The organism is Ruminococcus sp. 1001136sp1_2201st1_G3_2201SCRN_220225 (assembly GCF_040924365.1).
In the GTDB taxonomy this organism is placed as follows: domain Bacteria; phylum Bacillota; class Clostridia; order Lachnospirales; family Lachnospiraceae; genus Blautia_A; species Blautia_A faecis.
The window spans coordinates 36,341-61,996 of sequence record NZ_JBCOME010000013.1 but is presented as its reverse complement, the minus strand read 5'-3'; the positions used below and the strand labels follow the sequence as shown (position 1 = coordinate 61,996).

The window sequence follows — 25,656 nt, the reverse complement described above, 5'->3', positions numbered from 1 at the left end:
GTTAAAAAATAGCTTTATAAACTTGCCTAAATGAGAAATATAGATTATAATTAGAACAAATGTACGGAAAATTACTTTTGAATTGGAGAGAAATACATGGATTTATTTGAATATGCGAAATCCAGGACAATGGAGAATGAATCCCCACTTGCCTCACGTCTTCGCCCTACGAAACTGGAGGAAGTAGTGGGACAGCAGCACATTGTGGGAAAAGATAAATTACTTTACAGAGCCATCAAGGCAGATAAGCTGACTTCCGTTATTTTTTACGGTCCTCCAGGAACCGGAAAGACCACTCTGGCTAAAGTCATTGCCAATACTACTAGCGCAGACTTTACCCAGATCAATGCCACCGTAGCAGGCAAGAAAGATATGGAAGAAGTGGTAAAACAGGCTCAGAATGCCCTTGGAATGTATGGGCGAAAGACGATTTTGTTTATTGATGAGATTCATCGCTTTAATAAAGGACAGCAGGATTATCTTTTGCCTTTTGTGGAGGACGGAACCATTATCCTTATTGGGGCCACCACAGAGAATCCCTATTTTGAGGTAAACGGTGCTCTCCTTTCACGTTCTATTGTGTTTGAGTTGAAGGCACTGGAGATTCCGGAGATTAAAGAACTGCTCCTGCGGGCAGTGAACGATAAGGAAAAGGGCATGGGAAGCTATAATGCGGTTCTGGATGAAGATGCCCTGGAGTTTCTGGCAGATATGGCAGGAGGAGATGCCAGAAGCGCTCTGAATGCCATAGAGCTTGGCATTCTTACTACGCCAAGAGCTTCAGACGGCAAGATTCATATTACTCTGGATGTGGCTTCTGAGTGTATCCAGAAGCGTGTGGTGCGCTATGATAAGGATGGAGATAACCATTATGATATTATTTCTGCATTTATCAAGAGTATGCGCGGCTCCGATCCGGATGCTGCAGTTTATTATCTGGCGAAGATGCTGTATGCAGGTGAAGATGTGAAATTTATTGCAAGACGTATGATGATCCTTGCTTCTGAAGATATTGGAAATGCAGATCCCCAGGCCCTGGTAGTGGCAACCGCAGCAGCCCAGGCAGTTGAGCGGGTGGGAATGCCGGAATCCCAGATCATTCTTTCCCAGGCTGCCGCATATATGGCATGTGCACCTAAGAGTAATGCAGCGGTGAATGCTATTTTTGCAGCAATGGACAGTGTGAAGCGTACCAGGACGACTGTTCCGGCTCATCTTCAGGATGCCCATTATGGAGGGCATGAGAAGCTGGGACATGGAATCGGCTATAAGTATGCCCACGATTATCCAAATCATTATGTAAAGCAGCAGTATCTGCCAGATGAGATCCAGGGAGAGAAATTCTATGAGCTGTCAGATATGGGATATGAGAAGAAACTGAAGGAACACATGAAGTTTATAAAAGAGCATGCAGATTGAAGGAATGATTTTTCAAACACGCGTTGGAATAAATATTGAGTAGTTATCAGCAAGTGCTATTTTGCCAAGCATGCAGCTGTGAAGGTACTGAATAATTACAAAATCTGAAATAAAAAGTGGAGGAGCTTTATAAAAGCCCCTCCATTATTTTTGCATAAATTTCTTCATATTTCTTGGGCCACTGCCTGCACATGGCCTTTGCAGCGGAAAGAGATGGCGCTGCAAGAGAAAGATCGATCACAGAAGCACCCTTCTGCAAAAGCTGAAGGTGAACCACATATTCTCCCTGATTATTAATGTAATAATCGGCTTGAGCTTTCACCTGATTCTTTGTGGAGGCACCTCTGGCTGCAAGGTACTGGAGCACTTCAGTACGGATGTCCTGGGAAATATCATTCTCGAAATAGGTGAGCGTGTTTTTTCCATCTTCAGTAAGATAATAGTAGGAAGTATTGGAAATGGTACGCTTCTCAATCAGCTCTGTTTCCTCAAGCTCGGAAAGGGCCTGTTGCAAATGGAAATAATTTGTGTACTCGTGGTCCAGAATAAATTCTGAAATTTCTGAATTAGTGATGGGGGACGAAGAATTCCGAAGCATATATAGGATGATCAGTTTGTAAACAGTAAATGGTGTAGCCATTTTCCAGCCTCCCTTCTGGTGAAATATTGCATAAGTTCTAAATTCGAGTGTGTTTGAAAAAGCTTTCTGCAAGATGTGTATTACACTTTGCGGGAGATTGCGGGAATAATATTTCAAACAGACTCTGGAGCGTGTTTGAAAAATCATTCCCGCAATCTGCACGCCCCACTTTGCGGGAGATTTTGCCCTCTTTCAGTCGGCGTAGCCCGCTACGCCTCCCTCAATCGGACAAAATCTCCCACAAATTGTGACGCACATCTTGCAGAAAGCCTTTTTCAAACACGCTCTAATGCTTTGCCCTGAAAACTCTGACGCTCTTTCAAACGGTGGTGGAGCAGATTCAGCACTTCTCTTTTTCTGCTGGCCCATAGAGGGGCGATCAGCAGATCTTTCGGCCCATCGCCGGTAACCCGGTGGATCACAATGGATGGATCCAGATGTTCCAGGCAGTCTGCTACAAGGTCAATATATTCGGTGCGTTCCAGCACTTTAAATTTCCCGGCAAGATAATCATATGCAAGGTCAGTGCCTTTCAGAACGTGGAGCAGCTGAAGCTTGATTCCCTGAATATCCCGGGCATTTAAATAATCCATAGTAGCCAGCATATCTTCCCTGGATTCGCCGGGAAGCCCGAGAATGGTATGAACTACTACTTCCAGACCAGCTGTGCGGAGTCTCTTAAGGGAGTCTTCAAAGCAGGATAGAGGGTAACCTCGCCTGATATAAGCTGCGGTAGATTCATGAATGGTTTGAAGTCCCAGTTCTACCCAGACTGGTTTAACCATGTTTAGCCGGGAAAGAAGTTCTACTACATCGTCCTCCAGGCAATCCGGCCTTGTACCAATAGAAAGTGCCACAATCCCCGGATGGGAAATAGCTTCCTGAAAAATTTTTTCCAGATAAGGCACAGGAGCATAAGTATTGGTGTAAGCCTGAAAATAGGCGATGTATTTGTGAATAGGTCTTTTGGCGGAAAGCATGGCAATTTGGCTGTCTATCTGTTCATGGATAGAGAGGGCTGCACTGGCGGCAAAATCACCGCTGCCACCTTCGCTGCAGAAGATGCAGCCGCCGTGTCCTATTGTACCATCGCGGTTGGGACAGCTCATGCCGCCGTTTAAGGTGACTTTATAAACCTTTTCCCCGAAGCGCTCCTTTAGCATATAGTCAAGGGAGTGATAGGGCTTTCCATTCCAGCTGGTGATCATAAATTCTTATTGTCGGAATCAAGACTGTGGTCTACTACACTGTCAGGATTCGGCTCAGAGGTTTCTTCCGGAATATATTTGTCAAAAATTTTCACAAAGAAATGGGAATTGATGTATGCAATTCCGGAAAATCCAATGAGCACCAGCAGCAGGATGACCATGGACTGTACCTGGGCACTTGGAATAAAAAATACAAGAACCGGGGCAGCAGTGACAAGGATCATAAGTGCTGTATATGGAAGATGGCGGATGGACATCAAAAATGCGTTGGTAAAAGTATTCTTGATGGTATTGTAAAATTTCGCAAGAACCGGGTAGATGTACAGGAAGATCATCAGGTAAACGACCAGGATCATCATAAATAATACCATAAGAACCTTACCGATGGTGCCAGGTGTGCTGCGGCAGATGCTAATGTCAAAGTACAGCAAAAGGGCAGCCGCAAGCATGATCAGATTGATCACAATACCCTGTTTCAGATTCTGTTTAAAGGATTTAAAAAATCCGCGGACGATATAAGACTCTTCATTACGAACCATTTTCAAAGTGACGTAGAACATGGCGGCAATGGAAGGTCCAATGGTCACCACCGGAATGCAGCAGACAATGCAAAGCAGATTCAGAATGATAAGATCTGCCACCCTGCTCATGAAGGTGAAAAATTTGTTATCCATGTTGAAAAAACGATCCATTCAAAAATTCCTCTTTTCTATTTTGTATATAGCATTAATGAGCTTATCACATAGTATAACGAATCTGTGAAAAAAAAGCAATTTGAAAATAAAAAAGAACATAAAAACTATATAATCTTCACAAAAATATTTATAGAAAGTCCTTGCTTATCACACGTCAGAGTGTTAAAATAGTAATCATTGAAAAGAGAATAATAAACATTAAATATAGAAAAAGGAGTAGCGAAATGAGTAAAAATATCAGAACTGAGGCAGTTGACCATCTTTTTGAGGCCATACTTTGTCTGAAGGATAAGGAAGAGTGCTACACTTTCTTTGAGGATGTGTGTACCATTAACGAACTTCTTTCTTTATCTCAGAGATTTGAAGTGGCCAAGATGTTGATGGATAAGAGAACTTACCTTGACATTTCTGAGAAGACCGGTGCTTCCACAGCCACGATCAGCCGTGTAAACCGTTCTCTGAATTATGGCAATGACGGTTATGATATGGTATTTAAGAGAATGGAAGAGAAAAAAGAGCAGAACCGTTCTCTGGATCAGAAGGACGAATAAGCGTCAGAGGATCTGAATCCGAAATAGAATAAAATATACGAAAGAAAACCCGCGAAATTGTGCTATGAGATAATTTCGCGGGTTTTGTACTGTTATTTGTCTTTATTCTTCTTATGTTTGTCCCTGGGCTCAGATGGGGAAATGTCATCGATCATTTTCTCAATGATCATCTTCTTAATGTAGACATCAAAGCTCATGAGACAGATAAAACTGAATCGCTTCAGAAATTCCTGATCTTCCTCATCTGCATCCTGGAAAGTGGCGCTGGAGAAACGGTAATCCTTCAGAAGATTCTTGATCAACTGGTCAATCTTGCGGTTCTCCATTCCAAAAACTTCATTATATACATAGGTCATGTCCTTGCCTGGCTCACCTTTAAAGTATTTCGCTGTGATGGGACCGAGAAGCTTCTGGATGTCTGTGATGGACAGAATATTCTTAAAATAATAAATGAAGATCAGCATGAGCAGATGATCTTTGGAATAGCGCTTCTTCTCAGGGGAAGGGAGCAGGTTATTCTTGGCGTAGTTATTGATCATGGTCTTTGTCAGGATCTTGTCATCATCGTGACGCTTTGTGGACGCAAGCTGATCCTCCATAAACGTGGTGACCTGATCCATGTACAGGTCGATGTTTGGAAGATCTTCTGGTTTTATATAATCCATTCCGGAAATGTGCTCCAGAATGCTCTTTAATATGGATTTATCATCAGCTGTCATTTTTATCACCTCTGCTCCTTATTATATAGTTTTTAAAACTACTTGTAAACTGTTTTTTTCAGATCTTGTGAAAAACAGAAAAAAACCAGAACTTTGTTTACAAAAAACACCTCACGGAATGTTACTGGTAAACAGTAAAAACCCGAATCTATGTTTGGATTTTCTGCACGTTCGGGGTTGTGGGAGATAAGGATTTCATGTATAATGAGATTTAACTATTTGAAAAATCATTCCCGCAATCTGCATGCCCCATTTGACGGTATATTTCGTCCGAATTCAGTTGTCGCAGTCCGCTGTGACGCCCTCATCAGGGCGGAAGCTCCTACAAATTGTGGCGCACATCCTGCAGAAAGCTTTTTTCAAACATGCGTTAGCGAAAAAAGGAGAACATAAATGAGCATATATGATACATTAAATCCCCCTCAGCGCGAGGCGGTAGCACAGACAGAGGGACCAGTCCTGATCCTGGCGGGAGCTGGTTCCGGCAAGACAAGAGTGCTGACACACAGGATTGCCTATCTGATGGATGAAAAGGGAGTAAATCCGTGGAATATTCTGGCTATTACTTTTACCAATAAGGCTGCTCAGGAGATGAGAGAGCGTGTGGATAAGCTGGTGGGCTTTGGTTCTGAGAGTATCTGGGTGTCTACTTTCCACTCAGCCTGCGTAAGAATCCTTCGGAGACATATTGATAATCTGGGATATGACACGAATTTTACAATCTATGATACAGATGACCAGAAGTCTCTTATGAAAGATGTGTGCAGGAAGATGAACATTGACACCAAGATTTATAAAGAGCGTTCCCTTCTTGCCCAGATTTCCCATGCCAAGGACGAGCTGCTTACACCAGATGATATGGAGATGAAAGCTGCCGGAGATTACAATATGAAGAAAGTGGCTTCTGTTTACCGTGAATACCAGGCTGCTCTTCGCAAGAATAATGCACTGGACTTTGATGATCTGATCGTAAAGACGGTGGAGCTTTTTGAAAAATGCGGTGCAGTGCTAGAGTACTATCAGGAGCGGTTTAAATACATTATGGTGGATGAGTATCAGGATACCAATACTGCACAGTTTAAGTTTATCAGTCTTCTGGCCCAGCGGTATCAGAATCTTTGTGTGGTAGGTGATGATGACCAGTCCATTTATAAATTCCGTGGGGCTAATATTGGAAATATTCTTGGATTTGAGCATGTTTTTCCAGATGCCAGGGTAATCCGTCTGGAGCAGAACTACCGCTCTACAAGGAATATCCTGAATGCAGCGAACCAGGTGATCGCGAATAATACAGAACGTAAGGCAAAAACCCTGTGGACAGAGAACGAAGAAGGCAGCAAGGTGCATTTTCGCCAGTTTTTGAATGCTTATGAGGAAGCAGAGTATGTGGCAGGGGAAATCGGCAAGTTAAAAAGAAACGGTCTTGGGAACTACCGTGATTGCGCTATTCTTTATCGTACCAATGCCCAGTCCCGTATTTTCGAGGAGAAATTTATTGCAGCCAATATTCCATATAAACTGGTAGGAGGCGTTAATTTCTATGCACGTAAGGAAATCAAGGATCTTCTCTGTTATCTGAAAACGATTAATAATGCCAGAGATGATCTTGCTGTGCAGAGAATCATAAATGTGCCAAAGCGTGGAATCGGTGCAACGACACTTGGACGTGTTCAGGATTATGCGGACAATATGGGAATCAGTCTGTATGAGGCATTGCGCGTGGCTGAAGAGGTTCCTTCTATTGGAAGAAGCTTGTCAAAGATCGATGGCTTTGTAACTTTTATACAGATGCTGAAAAGCAAGGCAGATGTGATGACTGTGGAGGAAATCCTGCAGGAGGTAATTGATTCCACAGGTTATGTGGCAGAGCTGGAAGCTGAGGATACAGAAGAATCGAGAGCAAGAATTGAGAATATTGATGAGTTGATTTCCAAGACTGTAGCTTATCAGGAGGCTATGGAGGAGCAGAATCAGTCGGCTACGCTTTCAGGCTTTCTGGAAGAGGTGGCTCTGGTAGCAGATATTGATACTGTAGATCCGGATCAGGATTATGTGCTCCTTATGACTTTACATAGTGCCAAGGGTCTGGAGTTTCCGAAGGTGTTTATGGTAGGAATGGAAGACGGCATTTTCCCTAGTCATATGACCATCAGCTATGGCGATGACGGGGAGATGGAAGAAGAGAGAAGACTTTGTTACGTGGGAATTACCCGTGCAATGAAAGACCTTACTTTGACTTGCGCCCAGCAGAGGATGATCCGTGGAGAGACTCAGTATAACAGGGTTTCCAGGTTTGTGAGAGAGATTCCAAGAGAACTGGTAGATCTGGGACACACTATTCAGGAGAAGAAGCCGAAAGTGGAGGAACTAATCCCAACACCGGCGAAATACTCCAAGATGAAAGAGATTCTCCAGGGCAGAAATTATAAGCCAAGAGAATTTAAAGTAACAAAAGCTAATTCGCTGGATTATGAGGTGGGAGATACGGTACGCCATATTAAATTTGGCGTTGGAATTGTGAAGGAAATCGTGGAAGGCGGCCGTGATTATGAGGTTACAGTAGAGTTTGATAAGGTTGGTGTGAAGAAGATGTTCGCAAGCTTTGCCAAGCTGAAGAAAATTTGATTGGAAATTGGGTTTGGAAAAATTTAAAATTAATATATTAACTATGGTAAAATAATTGCAAAAGTGGTATAATAAATAAACCTAATGAGTACTTTGAAAGAGAGGATGGTATCACATGAACATTAAAATGGATAAGCTCGAGGAATTATTATCATTACTTAAGAAAAAAGAAGATGAGAAGCAGAAGAATACAGTCCTCTGGGTACTGGCTATCATTGGCGCTGTAGCTGCTGTTGCAGGAATTGCATTTGCAGTATATCGCTTCTTCGCACCGGATTATCTTGAAGACTTCGAGGAAGATTTTGATGATGATTATGACGATTATTTCGAGGATGAGGAGAAATAAGTAAGGCGTTTAGCGGATATCCACGGTCGTCCACAATTTTTGGAATACAAATCTGGTTTGGATGTGGATAATTTCGGGGATTTTTTATAAGTGAGTGCATATTAAATGAAAAGGTATACGGGCATATAGCAGTTATGCTCCCCCGTATACCTTATTTTTGATTTAAGGTAACTGTTCAGTATCTTCATAGTAATACGCTTCGCGCTGCACAGAAATCATGCATTCGCATGATTTCGCGCCGCAATTTTCGGGTTTTCTGTGAACTTTGTTCACAAAAAACACCTCGCGGAACGTTACCAGTGAACAGTAATCTATTGGCGACAGTATTATATATAAAAGACAGCTGCGGAATAGTTACGATCTATATACAATTATTTTATGGAGGATTTATGAAAAAAGGAGAGATTTACGAAGGAATTATCGAGAAAGTTGATTTCCCTAACAAGGGATATGTGAACATAGATGGAGAAAAAGTAATTGTAAAAAATGGAATTCCAGGTCAGAAAGTTCGCTTTATGATCAATAAGAAGCGTTCGGGCAGGGCAGAAGGCAGGCTTTTGGAGATTCTGGAGAATTCTACCCTTGAGGTAAGAGAGCCTGTATGTAAGATTTTTCCAGCATGCGGTGGCTGCATGTACCAGACAATGTCCTACGAAGAACAGTTAAAAATGAAGGAAACTCAGGTGAAAGGACTTCTCCAGGAGGCAGTAGGTATTGGTACAGACCTTCACTGGGAAGGAATCCACGGAAGTCCTATTGAATTTGGTTACCGTAATAAGATGGAATTTTCCTTTGGAGATGAATATAAAGATGGTCCTCTTTCTCTTGGTTTGCACAAGAAAGGCAGCACTTACGACGTACTGACAGCGTCTGACTGCAAGCTGGTGCATCCGGATATGACGGCGATCCTTTCCAGTGTGCTGGACTTTTTTACAGAGCTTGGGGCTGTGCATTATAAGAAAATGCAGCATACTGGTTATCTGCGCCACTTGCTTCTGCGCCGTGGTGTGACCTCTGGTGAAATTCTGGTACATGTGATCACCACAAACCAGGCAGAGTACGACTATGCGCCGCTGGTATCAAGGCTTCTGGCTCTTCCGCTGGAGGGAAAAATCGTGGGAATTATGCACATTATCAATGATTCTCTGTCTGATGTGGTGCAGAGCGATGAAACCAGATTACTTTATGGACAGGATTACTTCTATGAAACGTTGCTGGGTCTGCGGTTTAAGATTAGTACATTTTCCTTCTTCCAGCCAAACTCACTGGCAGCCGAAGTATTGTACTCCATTGTGCGTGATTACATTGGTGACACCAAGGATAAAGAAGTATTTGACCTCTACAGCGGTACTGGAACTATTGCCCAGCTTCTTGCTTCTGTTGCGAAAGAGGTTATCGGCGTGGAAATTGTTGAGGAAGCTGTGGAAGCTGCAAAAGTAAATGCCGCCTTAAATGGTCTCACCAATTGCCGTTTCATCGCAGGTGACGTCCTGAAAGTCCTAGACAATCTTACTGAAAAACCAGATATGATCATTCTGGATCCCCCTCGCGATGGAATCCACCCCAAAGCGCTGCCGAAGATCCTGGCATATGGAGTAGAAAACATCGTCTATATCTCCTGCAAACCAACAAGTCTTGCAAGAGATTTACCAGCATTTCTGGCAGCTGGTTATGAGGTTCAGCGCAGCTGCAGCGTGGATCAGTTTTGCGAGACGGTGCATGTCGAGACGGTAGTCTTGATGTCAAGGAAAGATAAATAAGTGCCAGAAAGCGGCGTATTTCCGGGCTTTTTCGGAAGTTAGGAATAGAAGCCTAACTCTTGAAAAAGCTCGGTTGTTTTATATGGAAACATATCTACCGCGAAATCTGTGTCAGGTTGTAACATCGGATTAGATGTCACAATTTGAGACAGTGGATTAGATGTCAGGCATTTGGGGATGATTTTGGGAAAATGAAAACGGATGACAACCAATCCGGCAATTCGACCATTTGGGGTGTTTGTAGGCAGTGGATTAGATGGCAAGGAGGAATGAATGAGTGGCAGATATTAAATACCTGTTGAAATTTGGAAAGAGAGAACATTTGGAAAGTCTAGTAAGTGGAAATATATATTGTTCAAATGCAATTACTTTCTGGGGGATTGAAGATAAACTGAAAATCAAAGGACAAGGAGATATTCTTGAAGCTGGTACTAGAATGTTTGCTCAAAAAATGATAATGCAGCATCCAGATACCAAAGAGGTAATTGCAAAATGTGGAAAAGCAAATGGCTTGGTGAGAATAGAACCAGCAGAGAAAATGCCAGTTTTTTGTATGTTTGCTGTTTATGAAGACGATTGCAAAGTCGATATTACTGGAGCTTCAATCATCAATCTTTCAGATGATAAAAAACAGACTATTAGGGAACACTTCCCTAATGCTGATGCTGTTGCAGTAATTCCGAATCCTGAGGAATTTATTGAAGATGTTAAAAGAAGTATCGGTACTGAGATTAAGGCTGAAAAAGTCAATTATTTTCATATAGATAAAGGTTACGAAACCACCGATGGTGAAATAGCTATGGACATGGAGTATATGAAATATTTGATGCAAGATGCATCTCCAGAAAAAGTAGACGGAGGAATAAGATATACTTTTTATGCGGATTATGCATTTAGAGTTTTATTCTGCAAAGATGTATTTTTTGAGCAAGAACAGGAGTATAGAATAGTTCTTCCAAATGAGACTATAGAGGCTGGAAAGAGTTATCCCGTGCGGCTTTCAAAAGATTACGAAATAATTGATTTACATACTTTCTTTGATAATTAGAGGAGGGCGTAAACATGCCAACAACGATAGAAGTAAATAAACAAAGCGTGGAAGCGCTCCTGGGTAGCGGAAAATCAAAACCGTTTGTCATTCCTGAGTACCAGCGACCATATGCTTGGACGGATGAACAGGTAGAAACACTTTTTGAGGATTTATGGGATTTTACTGCTACAAGTGGCGGTACAGAAAGAGAGAGTTCCTACTTCCTCGGAAGTGTGGTTTCCTACGAAAATGAAGATGGTGAGCAGGAAATAATTGATGGACAGCAGCGTATTACGTCTTTGTTTCTGCTGCTACGTGCAATTTATACGAAGCTTGTTGCTACGCCTGCATCAGAGAGAACGGCAGAGGCCAATAACTTTATTGGAAAGATTGAGCCTACTATCTGGAGAACCAATAAACTTACTGGAACGGTGGATTTCAAAAATATCCTTTTGACCTCACGTGTTGTGAATAACGAAGGAAATGAAATTCTGCGATCAATCTTGGAAACCGGAAAAGCGGATGAGGATGCGAAAGATAACTATTCAAAGAATTATCGCCATTTTCAAGAGTTGTTTGATAAGCATTCCACAGAGAATCCATTGATGGTATATCAGTTTATCTATGCGCTCTTGAACCAGGCTATTCTGCTTCCTATCACAGCAGACACCCAGGATACTGCGTTGACTATTTTCTCAACGTTAAATGATAGAGGTCTTCCTCTGTCGGACGCAGATATTTTTAAGGCAAAGATTTACAACCAGCTTGCGCCGGATGATAAGAAGGCATTTATTGACCGCTGGAAAGATTTAGATGAGCAGTCTACAGATGCTAATGAAAGCATCCAGCAGCTGTTCTACTACAATATGTTTTATTATCGAGCACTGGATAAGGATACGAAGACGACTACTCCTGGTGTCAGGAAGTATTATGCGGTTAATAAGTTTGAACGCTTGTATAAGCCTGAATTGTTGGATACTCTTTTTGTTATCCTGAATCTGTGGAAGGTTGTAAACAAAGGAGAGGAACTTGAAGATGAAGCCTGGTCCAAGAATATTAAAATTAGGCAGACACTGGATATTCTGACTTCATATCCGAACGAGTACTGGAAATACCCGGTTGTTATTTACTATGTTTGCTACAGGAATGAAGAAAATTTTGAAACACGATTTGCTCGGTTCTTGAATAAGCTGCTCATGGAGCTGATGACAAAATACTTGATGATACCGACAATCAATGCTGTAAAGCCGGATATTCTGAAGCTGAATTCTGCAATTGTAGCATCGGATATACCTACGTTTGAATTTAAGACTGTCGATATGACACAGCTGGAGCCATATATCCAGAATCCGAATCGTAATGTAGTGCGTATGCTTCTGAAGACGCTTGCGTATGAACATCAGGATGATTTGCTTCCGGCTAAGTGGGAGATAGAGCATATCTTTCCACAGAAGTGGCAGACGAATTATTTTCCGGATGAGCCAGACGCAACCATCAAAGAGAAAATTGAGCATATAGGCAATAAGCTCCCATTCGAAAAGAAGCTGAACATTGTCGCTGGTAATGGATATTTTGGCAAGAAGAAAAAAGAGTACATAGCTTCCAAAATTGTAATTACTAAGGCAATGGGAACCTCTGATGTAATGGATTGGAACCTGGAATCCATCACGAAACGTGATATTCGTGTATCTGATGAGGTTGTCAAAATCATGAACAGATGGAATAACGAATATTTAAACACTCCGGTCAGCGAGGGTAAGGCGGGCGAACCATCTGAGGAAGAATTAGCTCAAATTGAGAAATTTAAAAAGAATGGCTGGATCTAGTGATATGTAGAAGGGAGGCATTCTATTTGGCAAAGAAAAAAGATGAAATAACCATCCGTTCCAGCGCAGCAGAGTACCTGACCTATGTTGCCTCTGTAGGTGATCAACAGGACAGCATAGAGATGCGCTATGAGGATGAGAATATATGGCTGACACAGAAGATGATGGCCACATTGTATGATGTTGGTTCACCAACGATAAATGAACATATTAAAAAAATATATGCGGATAGTGAATTGGAAGAGGCCGCAACTATTCGGAATTTCCGAATAGTTCAAACCGAAGGTTCTCGCCAGGTCACACGCGATACCAAGCACTATAGCCTTCAAATGATCATTGCCGTAGGCTTCAAGGTCAATTCCGAGCGTGCGGTACAGTTCCGAAAATGGGTAAACCAGATCGCAAAGGACTACACCATCAAAGGCTGGGTCATGGATGATGAGCGGCTGAAGCGCGGAACGTATCTGACAGAAAAGTATTTCGATGAGCAGCTAGAGCGCATCCGAGAGATCCGTGCCAGCGAAAGAAAATTCTATCAGAAGATCACTGACCTGTATGCGACAGCCATTGACTATGATAAAAATGCTGCAACAACGAGAAGATTCTATGCGACTGTTCAGAATAAAATGCATTATGCCGTTCATGGACATACGGCGGCGGAGATGATCGTGGAAAGAGCGGATCACACAAAAGAGCACATGGGATTAACCACCTGGGCAGATGCTCCTGACGGAAAGATTAAGAAAAGCGATGTCACGGTTGCTAAAAATTATCTGAGTCAGGATGAAATGAAGCAGCTGAATCGTATGGTGACGGCATACCTGGATTTTGCGGAAAACATGACCTTACGACATATTCCGCTTACGATGCAGGACTGGGAAAAGAGGCTCAACAGCTTCATTGAAATGTTTGATTATGGCATTTTACAGGATGCGGGTAAGGTGTCCGCAGAAATTGCAAAGCTTCATGCTGAGACAGAATTTGAAAAATATCGCGTGATCCAGGACAGTTTATTCATGTCCGACTTTGATAGGTATATGCTGGAGTTGGAAGAAAGCGCAAAGAAATAAGGATCAGATATCAGGTCGAGACGGTGAAATCAGGCAACTCAACTCCCTGCGAGTGTATGGCAAATCCGTGGTTTGAACGGATGGATTGTGTAGAAGTTAAGCGGCCTTCACTGTCTCAACGGTCGAGACAGTGGCAGGTGGCAGCAGTGTAAACTTGCCTTGCATTGTATAGGTAGAAAAGGCCTTATACCGACTTGTTCCCATAGACTTCAATGGTTAAGACCGAGCATAAGGTGCTGTGGGAGCTTGCTCACAAAGGCACCATTATGCGATGGGCTGTATGCGGCGAATGCCGCGGATAAGCGTAGGAAGCTTTGCTTCCGTAGCGCATCCGGCGTGGCGTAGACAAATTAAAAAACATAGATTCCGAGCTTTTTCGGAGGTTTGGATTTGAAGCCAGACTTTTGAAAAAGCTCGGTTTTCTTATATGGAAACATATCCGCTGCAAAATGTGTGTCAGGTTGTAACCCCGGATTAGATGTCACGATTTGAGACAGTGGATTAGATATGTGGAGAATTGTTTAAATCGGAAGTTGATGGAATGGCCTGGTAGAGATGGTTTCAGCGATGGGGGACGTATCTAACCGAGGCGAAATAATCCCTGCGGAATAAAAGAGGAAGGCAGAGATGCTGATGAATTTCAGTTTATTACAAAAAGGAGAATTAGTCATGATAAGACGAGCAATAGATAGAGATGCATCGAGAATTGCTGAGATATCAGTATTCTCCAAGCGGATGAACTATAGAGAAATTTTTCACGATGATATGGTTTCATTTGGTGAAATACAAGTTTATCCGTTGGCAAAAGAATACATCGAGCACCCAGAGATACTTAAGGAATTTTATGTATATGAAGATGATTTTGTTAAGGGGTTCATTCATATTCAGGGAACGCAAGTCTTGGAATTGTATGTAGATACGTTTTTCGTGGATCAGGGAATCGGAGGTAAATTATTAGATTTTGCCGTAAGTAGGAATTGTAATTCACTATGGGTTCTTGAGAAGAATACAAAAGCGCAGCACTTTTATTTGCGACACGGTTTTACTCCAAGTGGAGTAAGGCAATTGGAAGAGGGAACAGAACAATTTATCATTGAAATGATACGTTGAAGTAAGTAGGTTATTCTAGAAGTTAACTGTACCAAAAACATACAATGGAGAAGCTGTAATCCATTGATATGTTTCCACAAACTGATGAGACGTTGGACATATTTTCGCAAACCAACGAGTAAAAAAGAGAGCAGTTCAGACGTCTCAACGCATGTTGAGACGGTAGTCTTGATGTCAAGAAAATAAAATCAAGTGCCAGAAAGCGGCGTATTTCCGGGCTTTTTCGGAAGTTGGGAATAGAAGCCTAACTCCTGAAAAAGCTCGGTTGTTTTATATGGAAACATATCTACTGCAAAATGTGTGTCAGGTTGTAACCTCGGATTAGATGTCACGATTTGAGGCAGTGGATTAGATGGCAAGGGAAAATTCGGTGAATCGCGATTTGTCAGAGCGTTATAGAGGATAAAATTATGTTTTTTGGATATTATCAATTTCACGAAAGTAATTATGCAATCCTTCATATGCAGAAGGGTGCCATTGCTTCGCAAGAGAAGCATATAAAGGGTATCCAATTTTAAGAGACAACAGGTATAAAATATATCTAATTTCCTGTTGTCTCAAATCAACGTATGAAGGGAATTAGAAAAATGAATAATCCATTTAAAAGAATGACCAAAAGAGAATGGGCACTTTGGTTCGTGTCTATTGCTATTGTTGTTATGTCCAATATTATGGCAGGAAGAGTAGATGCTTTGACACTTACTGCAACTTGTATTGGTGTAACTTCACTGATATTTGCCGCACAGGGAAATGTATGGGCACCGATATTGATGACGATTTTCTGCATCCAGTATGCGATAATATCATACCGTTTTCGCTACTGGGGAGAGATGTTTACTTACTTATTTATGTCACTTCCGATGTCTGTTTGGTCGATTGTGACATGGCTGAAAAATGCGAGAAACAGTAGTGATGGAACAGTAGAAATACGAAAAATTACAAGAAAAGGAGCAGGAGTTCTTGTTCTTTGCAATGTGGCAGTGACAATTGCATTTTATATATTACTAAAAAAACTTAACACGCCGAATCTGATATTTAGTACCATTTCGGTAGTAACAAGTTTTTTTGCTGCATCACTCACTATGTTACGGTCTTCCTATTATGCTTTGGGATATGCATCGAATGACATCGTGCTGATTATCTTATGGATACTGGCATCAATTAAGGACCCGGGGTATATTCCAGTGGTTGTAAATTTCTTGATATTTTTTCTTAATGACATGTATGGATTCATATGTTGGAAGAAAAGAGAAACAGCACAGTGTTAAGACAATTCTGGTTTGTGGATGTAGAAAATACCCTCCCGGTATTCCCGGTAGATGCGCTTTACCACCTCTGCCTGTTCCGGATCGATGATGAGATTCTCATCTGCATCCTTGGTGTAGCCGAGGAAGTGATTGTGATTTACCTGTACCTGGCCATTCTGGTAGCGAAACTGGAGTCCCAGCTTCACATTCTGACTGAGGGATTATGATTCCTGCTGCGCAAGGGAAGCCATAATCGTAATCAGAACCTCACCCTTGGCATCCATTGTATTGATGGCTTCCTTTTCAAAGAAGACGGGAATGTTCTTATCCTTCAGCTGGCGGATGTATTTCAGGCAGTCCAGCGTGTTTCTGGCAAATCGGCTGATGGACTTGGTGATAATCATGTCGATGTTTTCGGCTTCGCAGTCGCCAATCATCCATTGCCTTTGTATTTGCGTTAGAGCTTGCCGCTGCAAGGATATCTGCGAAATGCCCAGAATCTTTGGCTGTCAGACCAAATGCAGTCAGTGCATCGGTTACGATATCCGATGTGGTGGCGAGGTCCTCACCAGATGCCGCAGCAAGGTTCATGATACCTTCGATACCATCCAGCATGTCGGAGGTTTTCCATCCAGCCATCGCCATGTAGTTCATAGCATCCGCAGCCTCGGATGCTGAGAACTTGGTTTTCGCACCCATCTCATGAGCCTTTGCACGGAGCTTATCGAAATCATCTCCGGTTGCACCAGACACGGCGGCTACCTGGCTCATAGAAGAATCAAAATCGGAGTCTGTTTTTACAGCAGCAACGCCAAGAGCTGTAACTGCAGCAGAGGCAGGAAGGAGCTTTTCGCCGGTGGAGGAAACCTTATCGCCTGCAGACTTCAGGTTTTCACCAGCAGTAGCAATCTTCTGCACAGCAGTGGCAGACTGATTGGCCTGCGCTTACAGCTTTTTGAGATATTCTTCCGTTTCGATGATCTCCCTCTGAAGAGCATCATATTTCAGGAGCTTTTCGACATTCTTAAGTTGTGACTGCGTATTCTTGATTTCTGAATTGACACCCTTTAAGGCACTCTGAAGCTTGGTAGTATCGCCACCGATCTCGACCGTGATACCCTTGATTCTACTTCCCGCCATAGCGCACCTCCTTTCCTGGATTTGGGCATAAGAAAAGCACCTACCATTTCTGATAGATGCTTTCTGAATTGCTATTCTGTTTTTTAAATCTATTTTTTGAATAGTTCTGAGTGCGTACCAAGCCTATAAAGCATGAGTACTAAAACGTTGTTCTGAATCTCATAAATGAGCAACCAGTCCGGTTCGATGTGACACTCACGCGTGCCTTTATAGTTTCCTGTAAGGTCATGATCCCTGTATTTTGCATCCAGCGTACCGCCATTCGCCAGAATATCGATTACCTCAAACAGCTTATCAAGATTTTTATTTTGCTTTTTGGCAAGCTTCAAATCCTTTTTAAACTGATTGGTAAACTGAATGTCGTATTTCATACGTCGAGAGCTGCCTTAAGCGCATCCATACTGGAATAACGCGGAGCAGAAGGATCCTTCATCATTTTTCTGCCATCCTCAATGGCAGCGGCTGTCGTATCATTCGGTACTTCCAGTTTTAATTCAAAAGGAATACCATGCTCACGGATAGCGGTTCTCAGGAACATATTTACAGCAGTTGTCATATTCAGACCAAGCTCATTGAAGATTTCCTCCGCCTGATCCTTGATTGCCTTCTCTGTACGAATATTTAAATTAGTTGTTGCCATACAGAACACCTCCATTCAAGTATAGTATACTCAAATGCGTGTCTAATGTCAACACACTGTCATTATATAAGGCACATAAATTTGCTAAAATGCATCAAAATCCCTCTGCGTAGCGATCTGCGCATAGCCTTTGTACTCATCATTGCTGCTTTCTGCGTACATGTCGTTCACCATCCCAATCGTAAGAAGATCCAGATCCCGGCTGGAGATTCCGAGCTGTACGCAGCGAAGCAGAAACAAGGGTGTGGTCATCGGGCGGTCAGTTGCGTGAAGCTTTTTTTAGACTCCACATCCGTCTGGATATTCTATAGATTGAACAGGTGATCCGTGCCGGGACAGCAGACATCGGAGAAAAGTATTTGGCTGTAATCCGTAAGGCTGCCAGTGATTACACAAGAGAAATCTTTCATAAGCTGAGAGAAAGGGAATACAATCCGGAGCTGATGCGTTTATATGTAGTTGTTGGTGGTGGCTGCTGCATGATTCAGAACTTCGGGGAATATGACAAAGACAGAGTAACGATTGTGCGAGACATCTTCGACTTTGCGAATGGTTCATAAACACAGATTTTCTATCAAAATATTATTGACGCACCGGAAACTTCATGGTATTTTATTTTTGATGAAAAATGGGAATTATTTAAAGGCAAACTTGCTGAAAGGCAGGGACGCAAAGCCAGAAGGGGCTAAAGTCAGAAAGTCTGACCATGTCAGCCGGTTGCTGCTGTTTCCATATATAGAAAAGACGTGAGAACGGAAGCGATTCCGATACCTTTTATACTATATGTATATGGATGTGTGAGTTTAAAAAGATGTAGCAGGGACACTGGCAGGATGTTTGTCAGGTGTCCTTTTTATATGCCAAAATATGTACGAGAACTTGCCGGAGCATGTTCTGGAGCGTGGTTGAAAAAGCATTCCTACAATCTGCGCGCCACATTTTGCAGAAAGCCTTTTTCAAACACGCATCAAACAGAGTGAGGGTTTTTATAAAATGTTATATAAGGAAAATTATGAGGATAAAATATATTCTTTAAACAAGACGGTACCTGGACAAACACAGGATTTATCACAGGCAATACAGAAAACACTGGAAAATAATGGCGGGGTAGGCATGCTGACCGGATACTATGATCAAAATCTGTCTATTCTGTCTGTGAGTAATCTGCTGCTACATAGTACAGGACATACATTCGATTCTTTTATGAAGCAGACAAAAGGCTCATTAAAGAATTTTTTTTATGGCAAGGATATAAGTATATTGGATCGAGACCGTTTTTTGCAGCTTCACGGAGCAGGGGAAGCACAGATCCTTACAGCAGACGGTACAGTGAATAATGTACGGCTTTATAAAGAGGATGCGACAGATGAAGCAGGCAGACAGATCTGGATTATGTCCGTACAGGTCAACTGGGATCATGTAAATCTGGCACTGATCAATGAGGCTATCTGTTCCGGCTTCTGGTATTTTGACTGTGACGAAAACAGTGAGATTGTGAATGCAAACTGGAGCCATGAGTTCCGAAAAATGCTTGGCTATCATGATACTCTGGATTTTCCGAATAAACTGGAATCCTGGTCAGATCTTCTGCATCCACAGGATAAAGAAAGAGTAATGATGCAGCTTCAGGCGGCAATTGCGGATAAGACGAATCAGGTAAAATACCAGGTAGAGTACCGTATGAGAATGAAGGATCATCAGTACCAGTGGTTTCGGGCATCAGCAGAAGTAATACGCCGGCTGGATGGTTCTGCCAGCAGGATTGCCGGGATTTTTATTAATATTGATGCGGAAAAAAAAGAAATTATGCAGGCACAAAAGTCAGCTGCTTTCCACCGTGCCTTTACGAAAACAGATCTGTGCGAATATTATGTTAACCTGGAGGCAAACACATTTGATACCTTTAAGGTTGAACCGTCCCTGATGACTGTTTTTGAACAGAGTCATACATGGGATGAACTGATCCGGCATTTTGTGGATTCCTATGTTGTGGAAACAGATAAGAAGGAAGTATCCGCTTTTTATGATCGTGGCTATATTGCGGAAAAACTGAAGGGTCTGGAAACCGAATTGTCTTTGGAGTGCCGAATCACTCTGAAGGGAGAAGAACGATGGGTCCGTAATGTGATCATACGTGGCGAGATAGAGGATTCAGAATATGCCATGATTTTTCTGCGGGATATTACGGAGGCAAAGGTAGAGAGCGCACGGCATCTGCAGATGGCAGCGGATAATGCTTCCATGGAGCAGCTGATTCAGAGCATAGTGCGTCTGGTTGACCGTTTTGTTGTCTGTGATCTGGAAAATGACAGATATGAATTCTACAATCTGAATGGACAGATGATATATAAACCTCTGGGCTTCTATCATGATTTTCAGATGCAGGTTCTTGAAAAGTATAAGACACTGGAACCGTTGGAAGCTATAGATATTCTGATAGCCCCGGAAAATATCCGGGAAAATCTGAAAAGCGAAAATGATATTTATAAGTTTGAGTATTGCAGCCTGGATGAAAAGACTTATAAAATCGCTTCTTATATTCCCTTGGAATGGAAGAATGGAAAGCTGGAAAAGGTATTGCTGGCATCCATGGATGTGACACAGGAGAAGAAAGCAGAGATTGAATCCCGTCAGGCACTGAAAGAGGCTTACCGGTCCGCAGAAAATGCAAATCGTGCAAAAACAGAATTCCTTTCCAATATGTCCCATGATATCCGAACACCGATGAATGCCATTGTGGGTCTGACAGCAATCGCCGGAGCAAATATTGAGAGTCAGGACAGAGTTATTGAATGTCTCAGCAAGATTACAGAATCAAGCCGTCATCTGCTTGGGTTGATCAATGAAGTGCTGGATATGGCACGTATTGAAAGTGGAAAAATGACACTGGCACAGGAAGATTTCAATCTGTCAGAGTTGGTGGATAATCTTATTACACTTACGCGACCGGTGCTTGATGAACATAAACATAATTTTGATATACACATTAATCATATTGAACATGAGGATGTCTGCGGTGACAGTCTGAGGATTCAGCAGGTATTTGTGAATCTGATGAGTAATGCGATCAAGTATACACCGGATGGCGGGAATATTACTTTTTCCATAGAGGAAAAGCCAAATGGATTTTCGGAGCTTGGATGCTATGAATTCACGATTGAGGATAATGGAATCGGTATGTCGCCGGAATTCCAGAAAATCATGTTTGATCCCTTCAGCCGCGCAGATGACCATCGGACAACCAGAGTTCAGGGAACTGGTCTGGGAATGGCAATCAGCAGAAATATTGTAAATCTGATGAATGGTAATATTAAAGTGGACAGCACCTTACACAAGGGAACTAAAATTACGGTAACAATTTATCTTGAACTTCAGGAAAAAGAGAAAGAAAAGGATGAAAATCTGATGAATTTGCCGGTTCTGGTTGTGGATGATGATAAGACATGCTGTGAAAGTACAGTTGCGACATTGAAGGAGATTGGAATTACAGGCGAATGGGTCCTCTCCGGCAGAGAAGCCGTTGAGCGCTGCTATGCACGTCATGAGTTAAAAAATGATTACTTTGCTGTTATTTTGGACTGGAAGATGCCGGATATGGATGGCATAGAAACTGCCAGACAGATTCGGAAACGGATAGGGAAGGAGATTACCATCATTGTACTGACATCTTATGAGTTCAGCGAGATTGAAGAAGATGCAAAGGCAGCAGGTGTAGATGCTTTTATTGCAAAACCGTTATTCCGTTCCAGGCTGACCGCTACACTGCGGCAGTTTGTTTCTGACAAAAAAGAAAAAACAGCAAGGAATTATCTGGAGAATCTGTCAGAAGCAGATTACACAGGAAAAAGGATTCTGCTGGTCGAGGATAATGAGTTAAACAGAGAAATTGCAGTGGAAATCCTGCAGATGACAGGGGCAGAAGTTGAGACAGCCGAAAATGGAAAAATTGCAGTTGAAAAAGTGGAGGTTTCTCCAAAAGACCGGTATGACCTTATTTTTATGGATATCCAAATGCCTGTTCTGAATGGTTATCAGGCAACCGCAGCAATTAGAAGCCTCCCCGGTGAAAAAGGAGAACTGCCAATTGTTGCCATGACTGCTAATGCTTTTGCAGAAGATGTACAGCTGGCAAAAAATACAGGTATGAACGGACATATCGCAAAGCCGCTGGATATGAATAAGCTGAGTGATGTTTTGAAAAAATGGCTGTAATGATACTGCGAACGGAGTGAACAGGAACGCTGTAATTTATTTATGTGTAGGCGAAAAAATAATTGACAGAAAAACACAGTCATTATAAAATATTTCCGAAAGGTAATGTGGACAAAAGTCTGGGTGGATAAGCTTCCCAGGCTTTTTATGTGAAGATAGAACAGACCGCAGTTTTCTTATTGAAAGAGAAATGTCTGTTTGAAAGTCTGTTGCCTGTCTTTCATTGAGGAGAGAAAAATTTATGTTAAATCAGTTTTCAAGAACCCAGCTTCTTCTTGGAGAAGAGGGGATGAAGAAGCTTGCCGGTGCCAGAGTGGCAGTATTTGGAATCGGCGGTGTTGGCGGATATGTGTGTGAGGCGTTGGTGAGAAGCGGGGTAGGTGCTTTTGACCTGATCGATGACGACAAGGTATGCCTTACGAATCTGAACCGCCAGATCATAGCAACGCGAAAAACAGTGGGAAAATACAAGACGGATGTTATGAAAGAGCGTATGCTGGAAATCAATCCGGACGTGAAGGTGGAGACACATAAGTGTTTTTTTCTGCCGGAGAATGCAGACGATTTTCCATTTGAAGAATATGATTATATTGTAGATGCAGTAGATACCGTTACTGCAAAAATCTCCCTTGTCATGAAGGCGAAGGAGAAAGGGGTTCCGATCATCAGTTCTATGGGTGCCGGAAACAAACTGGATGCAAGCCAGTTTAAAGTTGCGGACATTTATAAGACTAAGGTCTGCCCTCTTGCCAAGGTTATGCGCCGCGAACTGAAGAAACGTGGCGTCCGTAAGCTGAAAGTGGTTTATTCCGAGGAAATCCCTACAAGACCGATAGAGGATATGTCCATCAGCTGCAGAACCCACTGTATCTGCCCGCCAGGTGCCAAGCACAAATGTACAGAGCGTCGTGATATTCCGGGAAGCGTAGCATTTGTGCCGTCTGTTGCAGGACTGATCATTGCCGGAGAGGTTGTGAAGGATCTTTGCAAGCCTTGAAAGATCCCACAAAGTGGGGAGTGCAGGTAATTGAGGATTATGCTCTGAAACGTGACGATTATGCAGATTTCTCCCCGAGAGGGAACGTTGTGTTATAATAAACTAGTCAAGTACAAGGAGGCTTTGGGAGAGCTTTGGTAAACAGAATTGCCATATGTGACGACGTGGAAGTTGAGCGTTTTGTGCTGAAGCGTCAGTTGATGGTGTACTTTCAGACAAATGGCAGGGAGGCGCAGATCCAGGAATATGAATCTGGAGAGAGCCTCCTTGCAGACATTGAAGAGGGCTATATATGGCCAGATCTGATTTTTCTTGATATTTATATGGGCGATCTGAATGGAATGGACACGGCACGGAAGCTGCGTGACCTGGGAGTAAAAGCGCCTATTGTATTTCTGACTGCTTCACCTGATTTTGCGCTTGAAAGTTATGAGGTAGAAGCATCCGGCTATCTTCTGAAACCTGCAGAAGAGAAGCAGACCACAGCAATTTTAAACAGACTGCTGAAGTCTGAGCTTCGCAGGCGGATTTCCGTGAAATGCAGAAGACAGTATCGTTATCCTTTCGTGGATGAAATTTTATACCTGGAAAGTGACCGCCATACAGTAACCTTACATATGCTGGATGGTTCGGTGCTTGAAACTGCGGAAAAACTTGGGAATCTTGAGAAAAAGATAGAGGATCCCCGTTTTTTGCGTTGCCACCAAAGCTTTCTGGTAAATATGGATCACATTACAGATGTAGAAGAGGAGTTTTTACTCCGAAATGGAGAACGGGTTCCCATTCGCGTGAGAGGACGTAAGGATGTGCTGGATGCTTATAATCACTATTTCAGGATAAAGTCATCCGGCAATTGAAAGAGAGCAATTGCCAGTATGGTGAATAAAAAACGGATTTCATAGACAACAGGCAGGAAACACAGTGATTAAACGGAGCTATTGCTCTCTTGAACGCTATGTTTCCTGCCTGTTTTTGTATGGTGCAGATTGCGGTATATTTTGCTCGAATTCGACCTACGCAGCCCGCTGCGGCGCCCTCATCCGGGCAAAATCTCCCACAAATTGTGATGTACATCTTGCGGAAGCCTTTTTTAGACACGCTTTCGTTTCTTAATCCCTGGAAAACAGATCCCTTGTATAAACCTTTTTCTTCACATCGTCCAGGACCTTGTCATAACGGTTCGCCAGAATACACAGGCTTTTTTCTTTAAACTCTTCCAGATTATTTACAACCTTGCTGCCAAAAAATGTGGAACCGTTTTCCAAATTGGGCTCATAGATGATGACAGTGGCGCCTTTTGCCTTGATCCGTTTCATAACACCCTGAATGCTGCTTTGCCGGAAATTATCGGAATTACTCTTCATAGTGAGGCGGTAGACGCCGATAACCACTTCTTTTTCCAGGCTTGACTGATAAAGGTTGTCCTCATTGTAGTTGTAATAGCCGGCTTTTTGCAGTACCTGATCAGCAATAAAATCCTTTCGGGTACGGTTGCTTTCCACGATTGCGGACATCATATTCTGAGGAACGTCGTTGTAATTGGCAAGAAGCTGTTTGGTGTCCTTAGGCAGGCAGTAGCCGCCGTAGCCAAAGGAAGGATTATTGTAATGAGTTCCGATCCGGGGATCCAGACAGACTCCATTGATAATATCGCGGGTGTTCAGCCCCTTCATTTCCGCGTAAGTATCCAGCTCATTAAAATAGGAAACACGAAGTGCCAGATAGGTGTTGGCAAAAAGTTTTACAGCTTCTGCTTCCGTATATCCCATGAACAAGGTGTCGATATTTTCTTTAAGAGCACCCTCCTGAAGAAGTGCTGCAAAAGTATGAGCTGCTTCTCTGGTGTGTTCATCACAGGAGACAATGATCCTGCTTGGGTAAAGATTGTCGTACAGGGCCTTGGACTCTCGGAGAAATTCCGGGCTGAAAATAATATTGTTATTGTGAAGCTTCTTTCGGATAGATTCTGTGTAGCCTACAGGAATCGTAGATTTGATCACAATTGTGGCAGCAGGATTCACCCTTGTGACCAGGCTTAGTACAGCTTCAACAGCGGAAGTGTCGAAATGATTTTTCCTGCTGTCATAGTTGGTGGGGGTGGCCACTACCACAAAATCAGCCTCTGCGTAGGCGGATTCTCCGTCTGAGGTGGCCGTAAGATCCAGTTCCTTTTCCGACAGGTATTTTTCGATATATTCATCTTGGATTGGAGATTTCTTCTGGTTTATCAAAGCAATCTTCTCCGGAATTATGTCAACTGCAACAACATGATTATGCTGAGCCAGCAGTACAGAAATAGAAAGCCCTACATATCCGGTACCTGCGACTGCAATAGATTTATTCATGGTAAGTTCCTTTCTTAAAAATGTGTGAAATCGGGAAAAAAGAGTTTAAATTTTCACAGTTTGTGCTACAATATAT

Annotated in this window: 24 protein-coding genes, 5 pseudogenes and 1 riboswitch; of the genes and pseudogenes, 16 read left to right on the top strand and 13 right to left on the bottom strand. The window is 42.5% G+C overall.

Annotated features, from left to right (window positions below; all coding sequences use genetic code 11):
* Positions 1-96: 96 nt before the first annotated feature.
* Complete coding sequence (locus AB5642_RS06395) at positions 97-1,419, top strand: replication-associated recombination protein A (RefSeq protein WP_148461143.1); 1,323 nt, start codon at positions 97-99, stop codon at positions 1,417-1,419.
* A gap of 127 nt (positions 1,420-1,546) precedes the next feature.
* On the opposite strand, the gene AB5642_RS06390 is transcribed toward AB5642_RS06395, so the two are convergent.
* The gene (locus tag AB5642_RS06390; protein WP_148461144.1) at positions 1,547-2,059 is read right to left on the bottom strand and encodes a DUF4364 family protein; all 513 of its coding nucleotides are present in this window, start codon (positions 2,057-2,059) and stop codon (positions 1,547-1,549) included.
* 168 nt (positions 2,060-2,227) lie between these two features.
* Positions 2,228-2,278 (bottom strand): annotated as a pseudogene (locus AB5642_RS06385) (hypothetical protein); the annotation flags it as partial.
* Between AB5642_RS06385 and AB5642_RS06380 the strand changes: the two are divergent.
* Positions 2,255-2,362: pseudogene (locus AB5642_RS06380) on the top strand (DUF6783 domain-containing protein); the annotation flags it as partial. The pseudogenes AB5642_RS06385 and AB5642_RS06380 overlap by 24 nt on opposite strands.
* On the opposite strand, the gene AB5642_RS06375 reads toward AB5642_RS06380, so the two are convergent.
* Both AB5642_RS06375 and AB5642_RS06370 read right to left on the bottom strand, forming a co-directional pair.
* Positions 2,335-3,267 carry a TIGR01212 family radical SAM protein gene (locus AB5642_RS06375; protein WP_202017125.1) on the bottom strand — a complete coding sequence of 311 codons (933 nt, stop codon included), beginning with the start codon at positions 3,265-3,267 and terminating at the stop codon, positions 2,335-2,337. The pseudogene AB5642_RS06380 and the gene AB5642_RS06375 sit on opposite strands and share 28 nt — an antisense overlap.
* Entirely contained in the window at positions 3,264-3,959 is a 696-nt protein-coding gene (locus AB5642_RS06370) for a YesL family protein (protein ID WP_118578213.1), read from the bottom strand. Before AB5642_RS06370 ends, AB5642_RS06375 begins: the two co-directional genes overlap by 4 nt.
* A 227-nt stretch (positions 3,960-4,186) precedes the next feature.
* Between AB5642_RS06370 and AB5642_RS06365 the strand changes: the two genes are divergently transcribed.
* Positions 4,187-4,513 carry a YerC/YecD family TrpR-related protein gene (locus tag AB5642_RS06365; protein WP_118578214.1) on the top strand — a complete coding sequence of 109 codons (327 nt, stop codon included), beginning with the start codon at positions 4,187-4,189 and terminating at the stop codon, positions 4,511-4,513.
* Between the two features lie 92 nt (positions 4,514-4,605).
* On the opposite strand, the gene AB5642_RS06360 is transcribed toward AB5642_RS06365, so the two are convergent.
* A complete protein-coding gene (locus AB5642_RS06360; protein ID WP_118578215.1) occupies positions 4,606-5,232 on the bottom strand; it encodes a DUF1836 domain-containing protein in 627 nt (208 codons plus the stop codon).
* A gap of 150 nt (positions 5,233-5,382) precedes the next feature.
* Here AB5642_RS06360 and AB5642_RS06355 point away from each other — a divergent pair, with 150 nt between their 5' ends.
* The 9 genes from AB5642_RS06355 to pnuC all read left to right on the top strand — a co-directional run bounded on the left by AB5642_RS06355 (position 5,383) and on the right by pnuC (position 16,267).
* Entirely contained in the window at positions 5,383-5,625 is a 243-nt protein-coding gene (locus AB5642_RS06355) for a DUF6783 domain-containing protein (RefSeq protein ID WP_368369432.1), read from the top strand.
* Complete coding sequence (gene pcrA, locus AB5642_RS06350; RefSeq protein ID WP_118578217.1) at positions 5,626-7,857, top strand: DNA helicase PcrA; 2,232 nt, start codon at positions 5,626-5,628, stop codon at positions 7,855-7,857.
* 115 nt (positions 7,858-7,972) lie between these two features.
* The gene (locus AB5642_RS06345) at positions 7,973-8,203 is read left to right on the top strand and encodes a hypothetical protein (RefSeq protein ID WP_173716615.1); all 231 of its coding nucleotides are present in this window, start codon (positions 7,973-7,975) and stop codon (positions 8,201-8,203) included.
* Between the two features lie 389 nt (positions 8,204-8,592).
* Positions 8,593-9,963 (top strand): 23S rRNA (uracil(1939)-C(5))-methyltransferase RlmD, encoded by a 1,371-nt coding sequence (rlmD, locus tag AB5642_RS06340; protein ID WP_148461147.1) that lies wholly within the window; start codon positions 8,593-8,595, stop codon positions 9,961-9,963.
* A gap of 277 nt (positions 9,964-10,240) precedes the next feature.
* Positions 10,241-11,011, top strand: coding sequence for a hypothetical protein (locus AB5642_RS06335; RefSeq protein WP_148461148.1), 771 nt, complete (start codon positions 10,241-10,243; stop codon positions 11,009-11,011).
* Between the two features lie 14 nt (positions 11,012-11,025).
* Complete coding sequence (locus tag AB5642_RS06330; RefSeq protein WP_148461149.1) at positions 11,026-12,819, top strand: DUF262 domain-containing protein; 1,794 nt, start codon at positions 11,026-11,028, stop codon at positions 12,817-12,819.
* A gap of 26 nt (positions 12,820-12,845) precedes the next feature.
* Positions 12,846-13,889, top strand: coding sequence for a virulence RhuM family protein (locus AB5642_RS06325; protein ID WP_148461150.1), 1,044 nt, complete (start codon positions 12,846-12,848; stop codon positions 13,887-13,889).
* Positions 13,890-14,558: 669 nt separating this feature from the next.
* Entirely contained in the window at positions 14,559-14,999 is a 441-nt protein-coding gene (locus AB5642_RS06320) for a GNAT family N-acetyltransferase (RefSeq protein ID WP_148461151.1), read from the top strand.
* A gap of 587 nt (positions 15,000-15,586) precedes the next feature.
* Complete coding sequence (pnuC, locus tag AB5642_RS06315) at positions 15,587-16,267, top strand: nicotinamide riboside transporter PnuC (RefSeq protein ID WP_148461152.1); 681 nt, start codon at positions 15,587-15,589, stop codon at positions 16,265-16,267.
* 29 nt (positions 16,268-16,296) lie between these two features.
* On the opposite strand, the pseudogene AB5642_RS06310 reads toward pnuC, so the two are convergent.
* The 5 genes and pseudogenes from AB5642_RS06310 to AB5642_RS06290 all read right to left on the bottom strand — a co-directional run.
* Positions 16,297-16,659 (bottom strand): annotated as a pseudogene (locus AB5642_RS06310) (recombinase family protein); the annotation flags it as partial.
* A gap of 34 nt (positions 16,660-16,693) precedes the next feature.
* A pseudogene (locus tag AB5642_RS06305) lies at positions 16,694-17,386 on the bottom strand (phage tail tape measure protein); the annotation flags it as partial.
* Positions 17,387-17,475: 89 nt separating this feature from the next.
* Entirely contained in the window at positions 17,476-17,757 is a 282-nt protein-coding gene (locus tag AB5642_RS06300) for a type II toxin-antitoxin system YafQ family toxin (RefSeq protein ID WP_148461153.1), read from the bottom strand.
* Positions 17,754-18,026: a type II toxin-antitoxin system RelB/DinJ family antitoxin gene (locus tag AB5642_RS06295; protein ID WP_118578232.1), complete on the bottom strand. Its 273-nt coding sequence runs from the start codon at positions 18,024-18,026 to the stop codon at positions 17,754-17,756. The genes AB5642_RS06300 and AB5642_RS06295 overlap by 4 nt, the downstream gene beginning before the upstream one ends.
* An 84-nt stretch (positions 18,027-18,110) precedes the next feature.
* Positions 18,111-18,278 (bottom strand): hypothetical protein, encoded by a 168-nt coding sequence (locus AB5642_RS06290; protein WP_173716616.1) that lies wholly within the window; start codon positions 18,276-18,278, stop codon positions 18,111-18,113.
* Positions 18,279-18,385: 107 nt separating this feature from the next.
* Between AB5642_RS06290 and AB5642_RS06285 the strand changes: the two genes are divergently transcribed.
* Positions 18,386-18,586: a hypothetical protein gene (locus AB5642_RS06285; RefSeq protein WP_226815622.1), complete on the top strand. Its 201-nt coding sequence runs from the start codon at positions 18,386-18,388 to the stop codon at positions 18,584-18,586.
* Positions 18,587-18,660: 74 nt separating this feature from the next.
* Positions 18,661-18,751, top strand: a riboswitch (cyclic di-GMP riboswitch).
* A gap of 78 nt (positions 18,752-18,829) precedes the next feature.
* Here the strand turns inward: AB5642_RS06285 and AB5642_RS06280 are convergent.
* A pseudogene (locus AB5642_RS06280) lies at positions 18,830-18,964 on the bottom strand (DUF6783 domain-containing protein); the annotation flags it as partial.
* Positions 18,965-19,019: 55 nt separating this feature from the next.
* Between AB5642_RS06280 and AB5642_RS06275 the strand changes: the two are divergent.
* From AB5642_RS06275 to AB5642_RS06265, 3 genes are all read left to right on the top strand, one after another.
* The gene (locus AB5642_RS06275; RefSeq protein ID WP_368371499.1) at positions 19,020-22,238 is read left to right on the top strand and encodes a response regulator; all 3,219 of its coding nucleotides are present in this window, start codon (positions 19,020-19,022) and stop codon (positions 22,236-22,238) included.
* Between the two features lie 241 nt (positions 22,239-22,479).
* Positions 22,480-23,235: a ThiF family adenylyltransferase gene (locus tag AB5642_RS06270; protein ID WP_148461155.1), complete on the top strand. Its 756-nt coding sequence runs from the start codon at positions 22,480-22,482 to the stop codon at positions 23,233-23,235.
* 134 nt (positions 23,236-23,369) lie between these two features.
* Positions 23,370-24,092 (top strand): LytTR family DNA-binding domain-containing protein, encoded by a 723-nt coding sequence (locus AB5642_RS06265; protein ID WP_226815623.1) that lies wholly within the window; start codon positions 23,370-23,372, stop codon positions 24,090-24,092.
* Here the strand turns inward: AB5642_RS06265 and AB5642_RS06260 are convergent.
* Together AB5642_RS06260 and AB5642_RS06255 are read right to left on the bottom strand one after the other, a co-directional pair.
* Entirely contained in the window at positions 24,067-24,333 is a 267-nt protein-coding gene (locus AB5642_RS06260) for a DUF6783 domain-containing protein (protein WP_148461156.1), read from the bottom strand. The genes AB5642_RS06265 and AB5642_RS06260 overlap by 26 nt on opposite strands.
* An 11-nt stretch (positions 24,334-24,344) precedes the next feature.
* Complete coding sequence (locus AB5642_RS06255) at positions 24,345-25,580, bottom strand: nucleotide sugar dehydrogenase (protein WP_148461157.1); 1,236 nt, start codon at positions 25,578-25,580, stop codon at positions 24,345-24,347.
* Positions 25,581-25,656: the final 76 nt, after the last annotated feature.

Bases quoted from the DNA above. Each gene is read 5' to 3' on its own strand.
- AB5642_RS06395 (WP_148461143.1), top strand. From the start codon at position 97: ATGGATTTATTTGAATATGCGAAATCCAGGACAATGGAGAATGAATCC.
- AB5642_RS06390 (WP_148461144.1), bottom strand. From the start codon at position 2,059: ATGGCTACACCATTTACTGTTTACAAACTGATCATCCTATATATGCTT.
- AB5642_RS06375 (WP_202017125.1), bottom strand. From the start codon at position 3,267: ATGATCACCAGCTGGAATGGAAAGCCCTATCACTCCCTTGACTATATG.
- AB5642_RS06370 (WP_118578213.1), bottom strand. From the start codon at position 3,959: ATGGATCGTTTTTTCAACATGGATAACAAATTTTTCACCTTCATGAGC.
- AB5642_RS06365 (WP_118578214.1), top strand. From the start codon at position 4,187: ATGAGTAAAAATATCAGAACTGAGGCAGTTGACCATCTTTTTGAGGCC.
- AB5642_RS06360 (WP_118578215.1), bottom strand. From the start codon at position 5,232: ATGACAGCTGATGATAAATCCATATTAAAGAGCATTCTGGAGCACATT.
- AB5642_RS06355 (WP_368369432.1), top strand. From the start codon at position 5,383: ATGTTTGGATTTTCTGCACGTTCGGGGTTGTGGGAGATAAGGATTTCA.
- pcrA (WP_118578217.1), top strand. From the start codon at position 5,626: ATGAGCATATATGATACATTAAATCCCCCTCAGCGCGAGGCGGTAGCA.
- AB5642_RS06345 (WP_173716615.1), top strand. From the start codon at position 7,973: ATGAACATTAAAATGGATAAGCTCGAGGAATTATTATCATTACTTAAG.
- rlmD (WP_148461147.1), top strand. From the start codon at position 8,593: ATGAAAAAAGGAGAGATTTACGAAGGAATTATCGAGAAAGTTGATTTC.
- AB5642_RS06330 (WP_148461149.1), top strand. From the start codon at position 11,026: ATGCCAACAACGATAGAAGTAAATAAACAAAGCGTGGAAGCGCTCCTG.
- AB5642_RS06320 (WP_148461151.1), top strand. From the start codon at position 14,559: ATGATAAGACGAGCAATAGATAGAGATGCATCGAGAATTGCTGAGATA.
- pnuC (WP_148461152.1), top strand. From the start codon at position 15,587: ATGAATAATCCATTTAAAAGAATGACCAAAAGAGAATGGGCACTTTGG.
- AB5642_RS06300 (WP_148461153.1), bottom strand. From the start codon at position 17,757: ATGAAATACGACATTCAGTTTACCAATCAGTTTAAAAAGGATTTGAAG.
- AB5642_RS06295 (WP_118578232.1), bottom strand. From the start codon at position 18,026: ATGGCAACAACTAATTTAAATATTCGTACAGAGAAGGCAATCAAGGAT.
- AB5642_RS06290 (WP_173716616.1), bottom strand. From the start codon at position 18,278: ATGACCACACCCTTGTTTCTGCTTCGCTGCGTACAGCTCGGAATCTCC.
- AB5642_RS06275 (WP_368371499.1), top strand. From the start codon at position 19,020: ATGTTATATAAGGAAAATTATGAGGATAAAATATATTCTTTAAACAAG.
- AB5642_RS06270 (WP_148461155.1), top strand. From the start codon at position 22,480: ATGTTAAATCAGTTTTCAAGAACCCAGCTTCTTCTTGGAGAAGAGGGG.
- AB5642_RS06255 (WP_148461157.1), bottom strand. From the start codon at position 25,580: ATGAATAAATCTATTGCAGTCGCAGGTACCGGATATGTAGGGCTTTCT.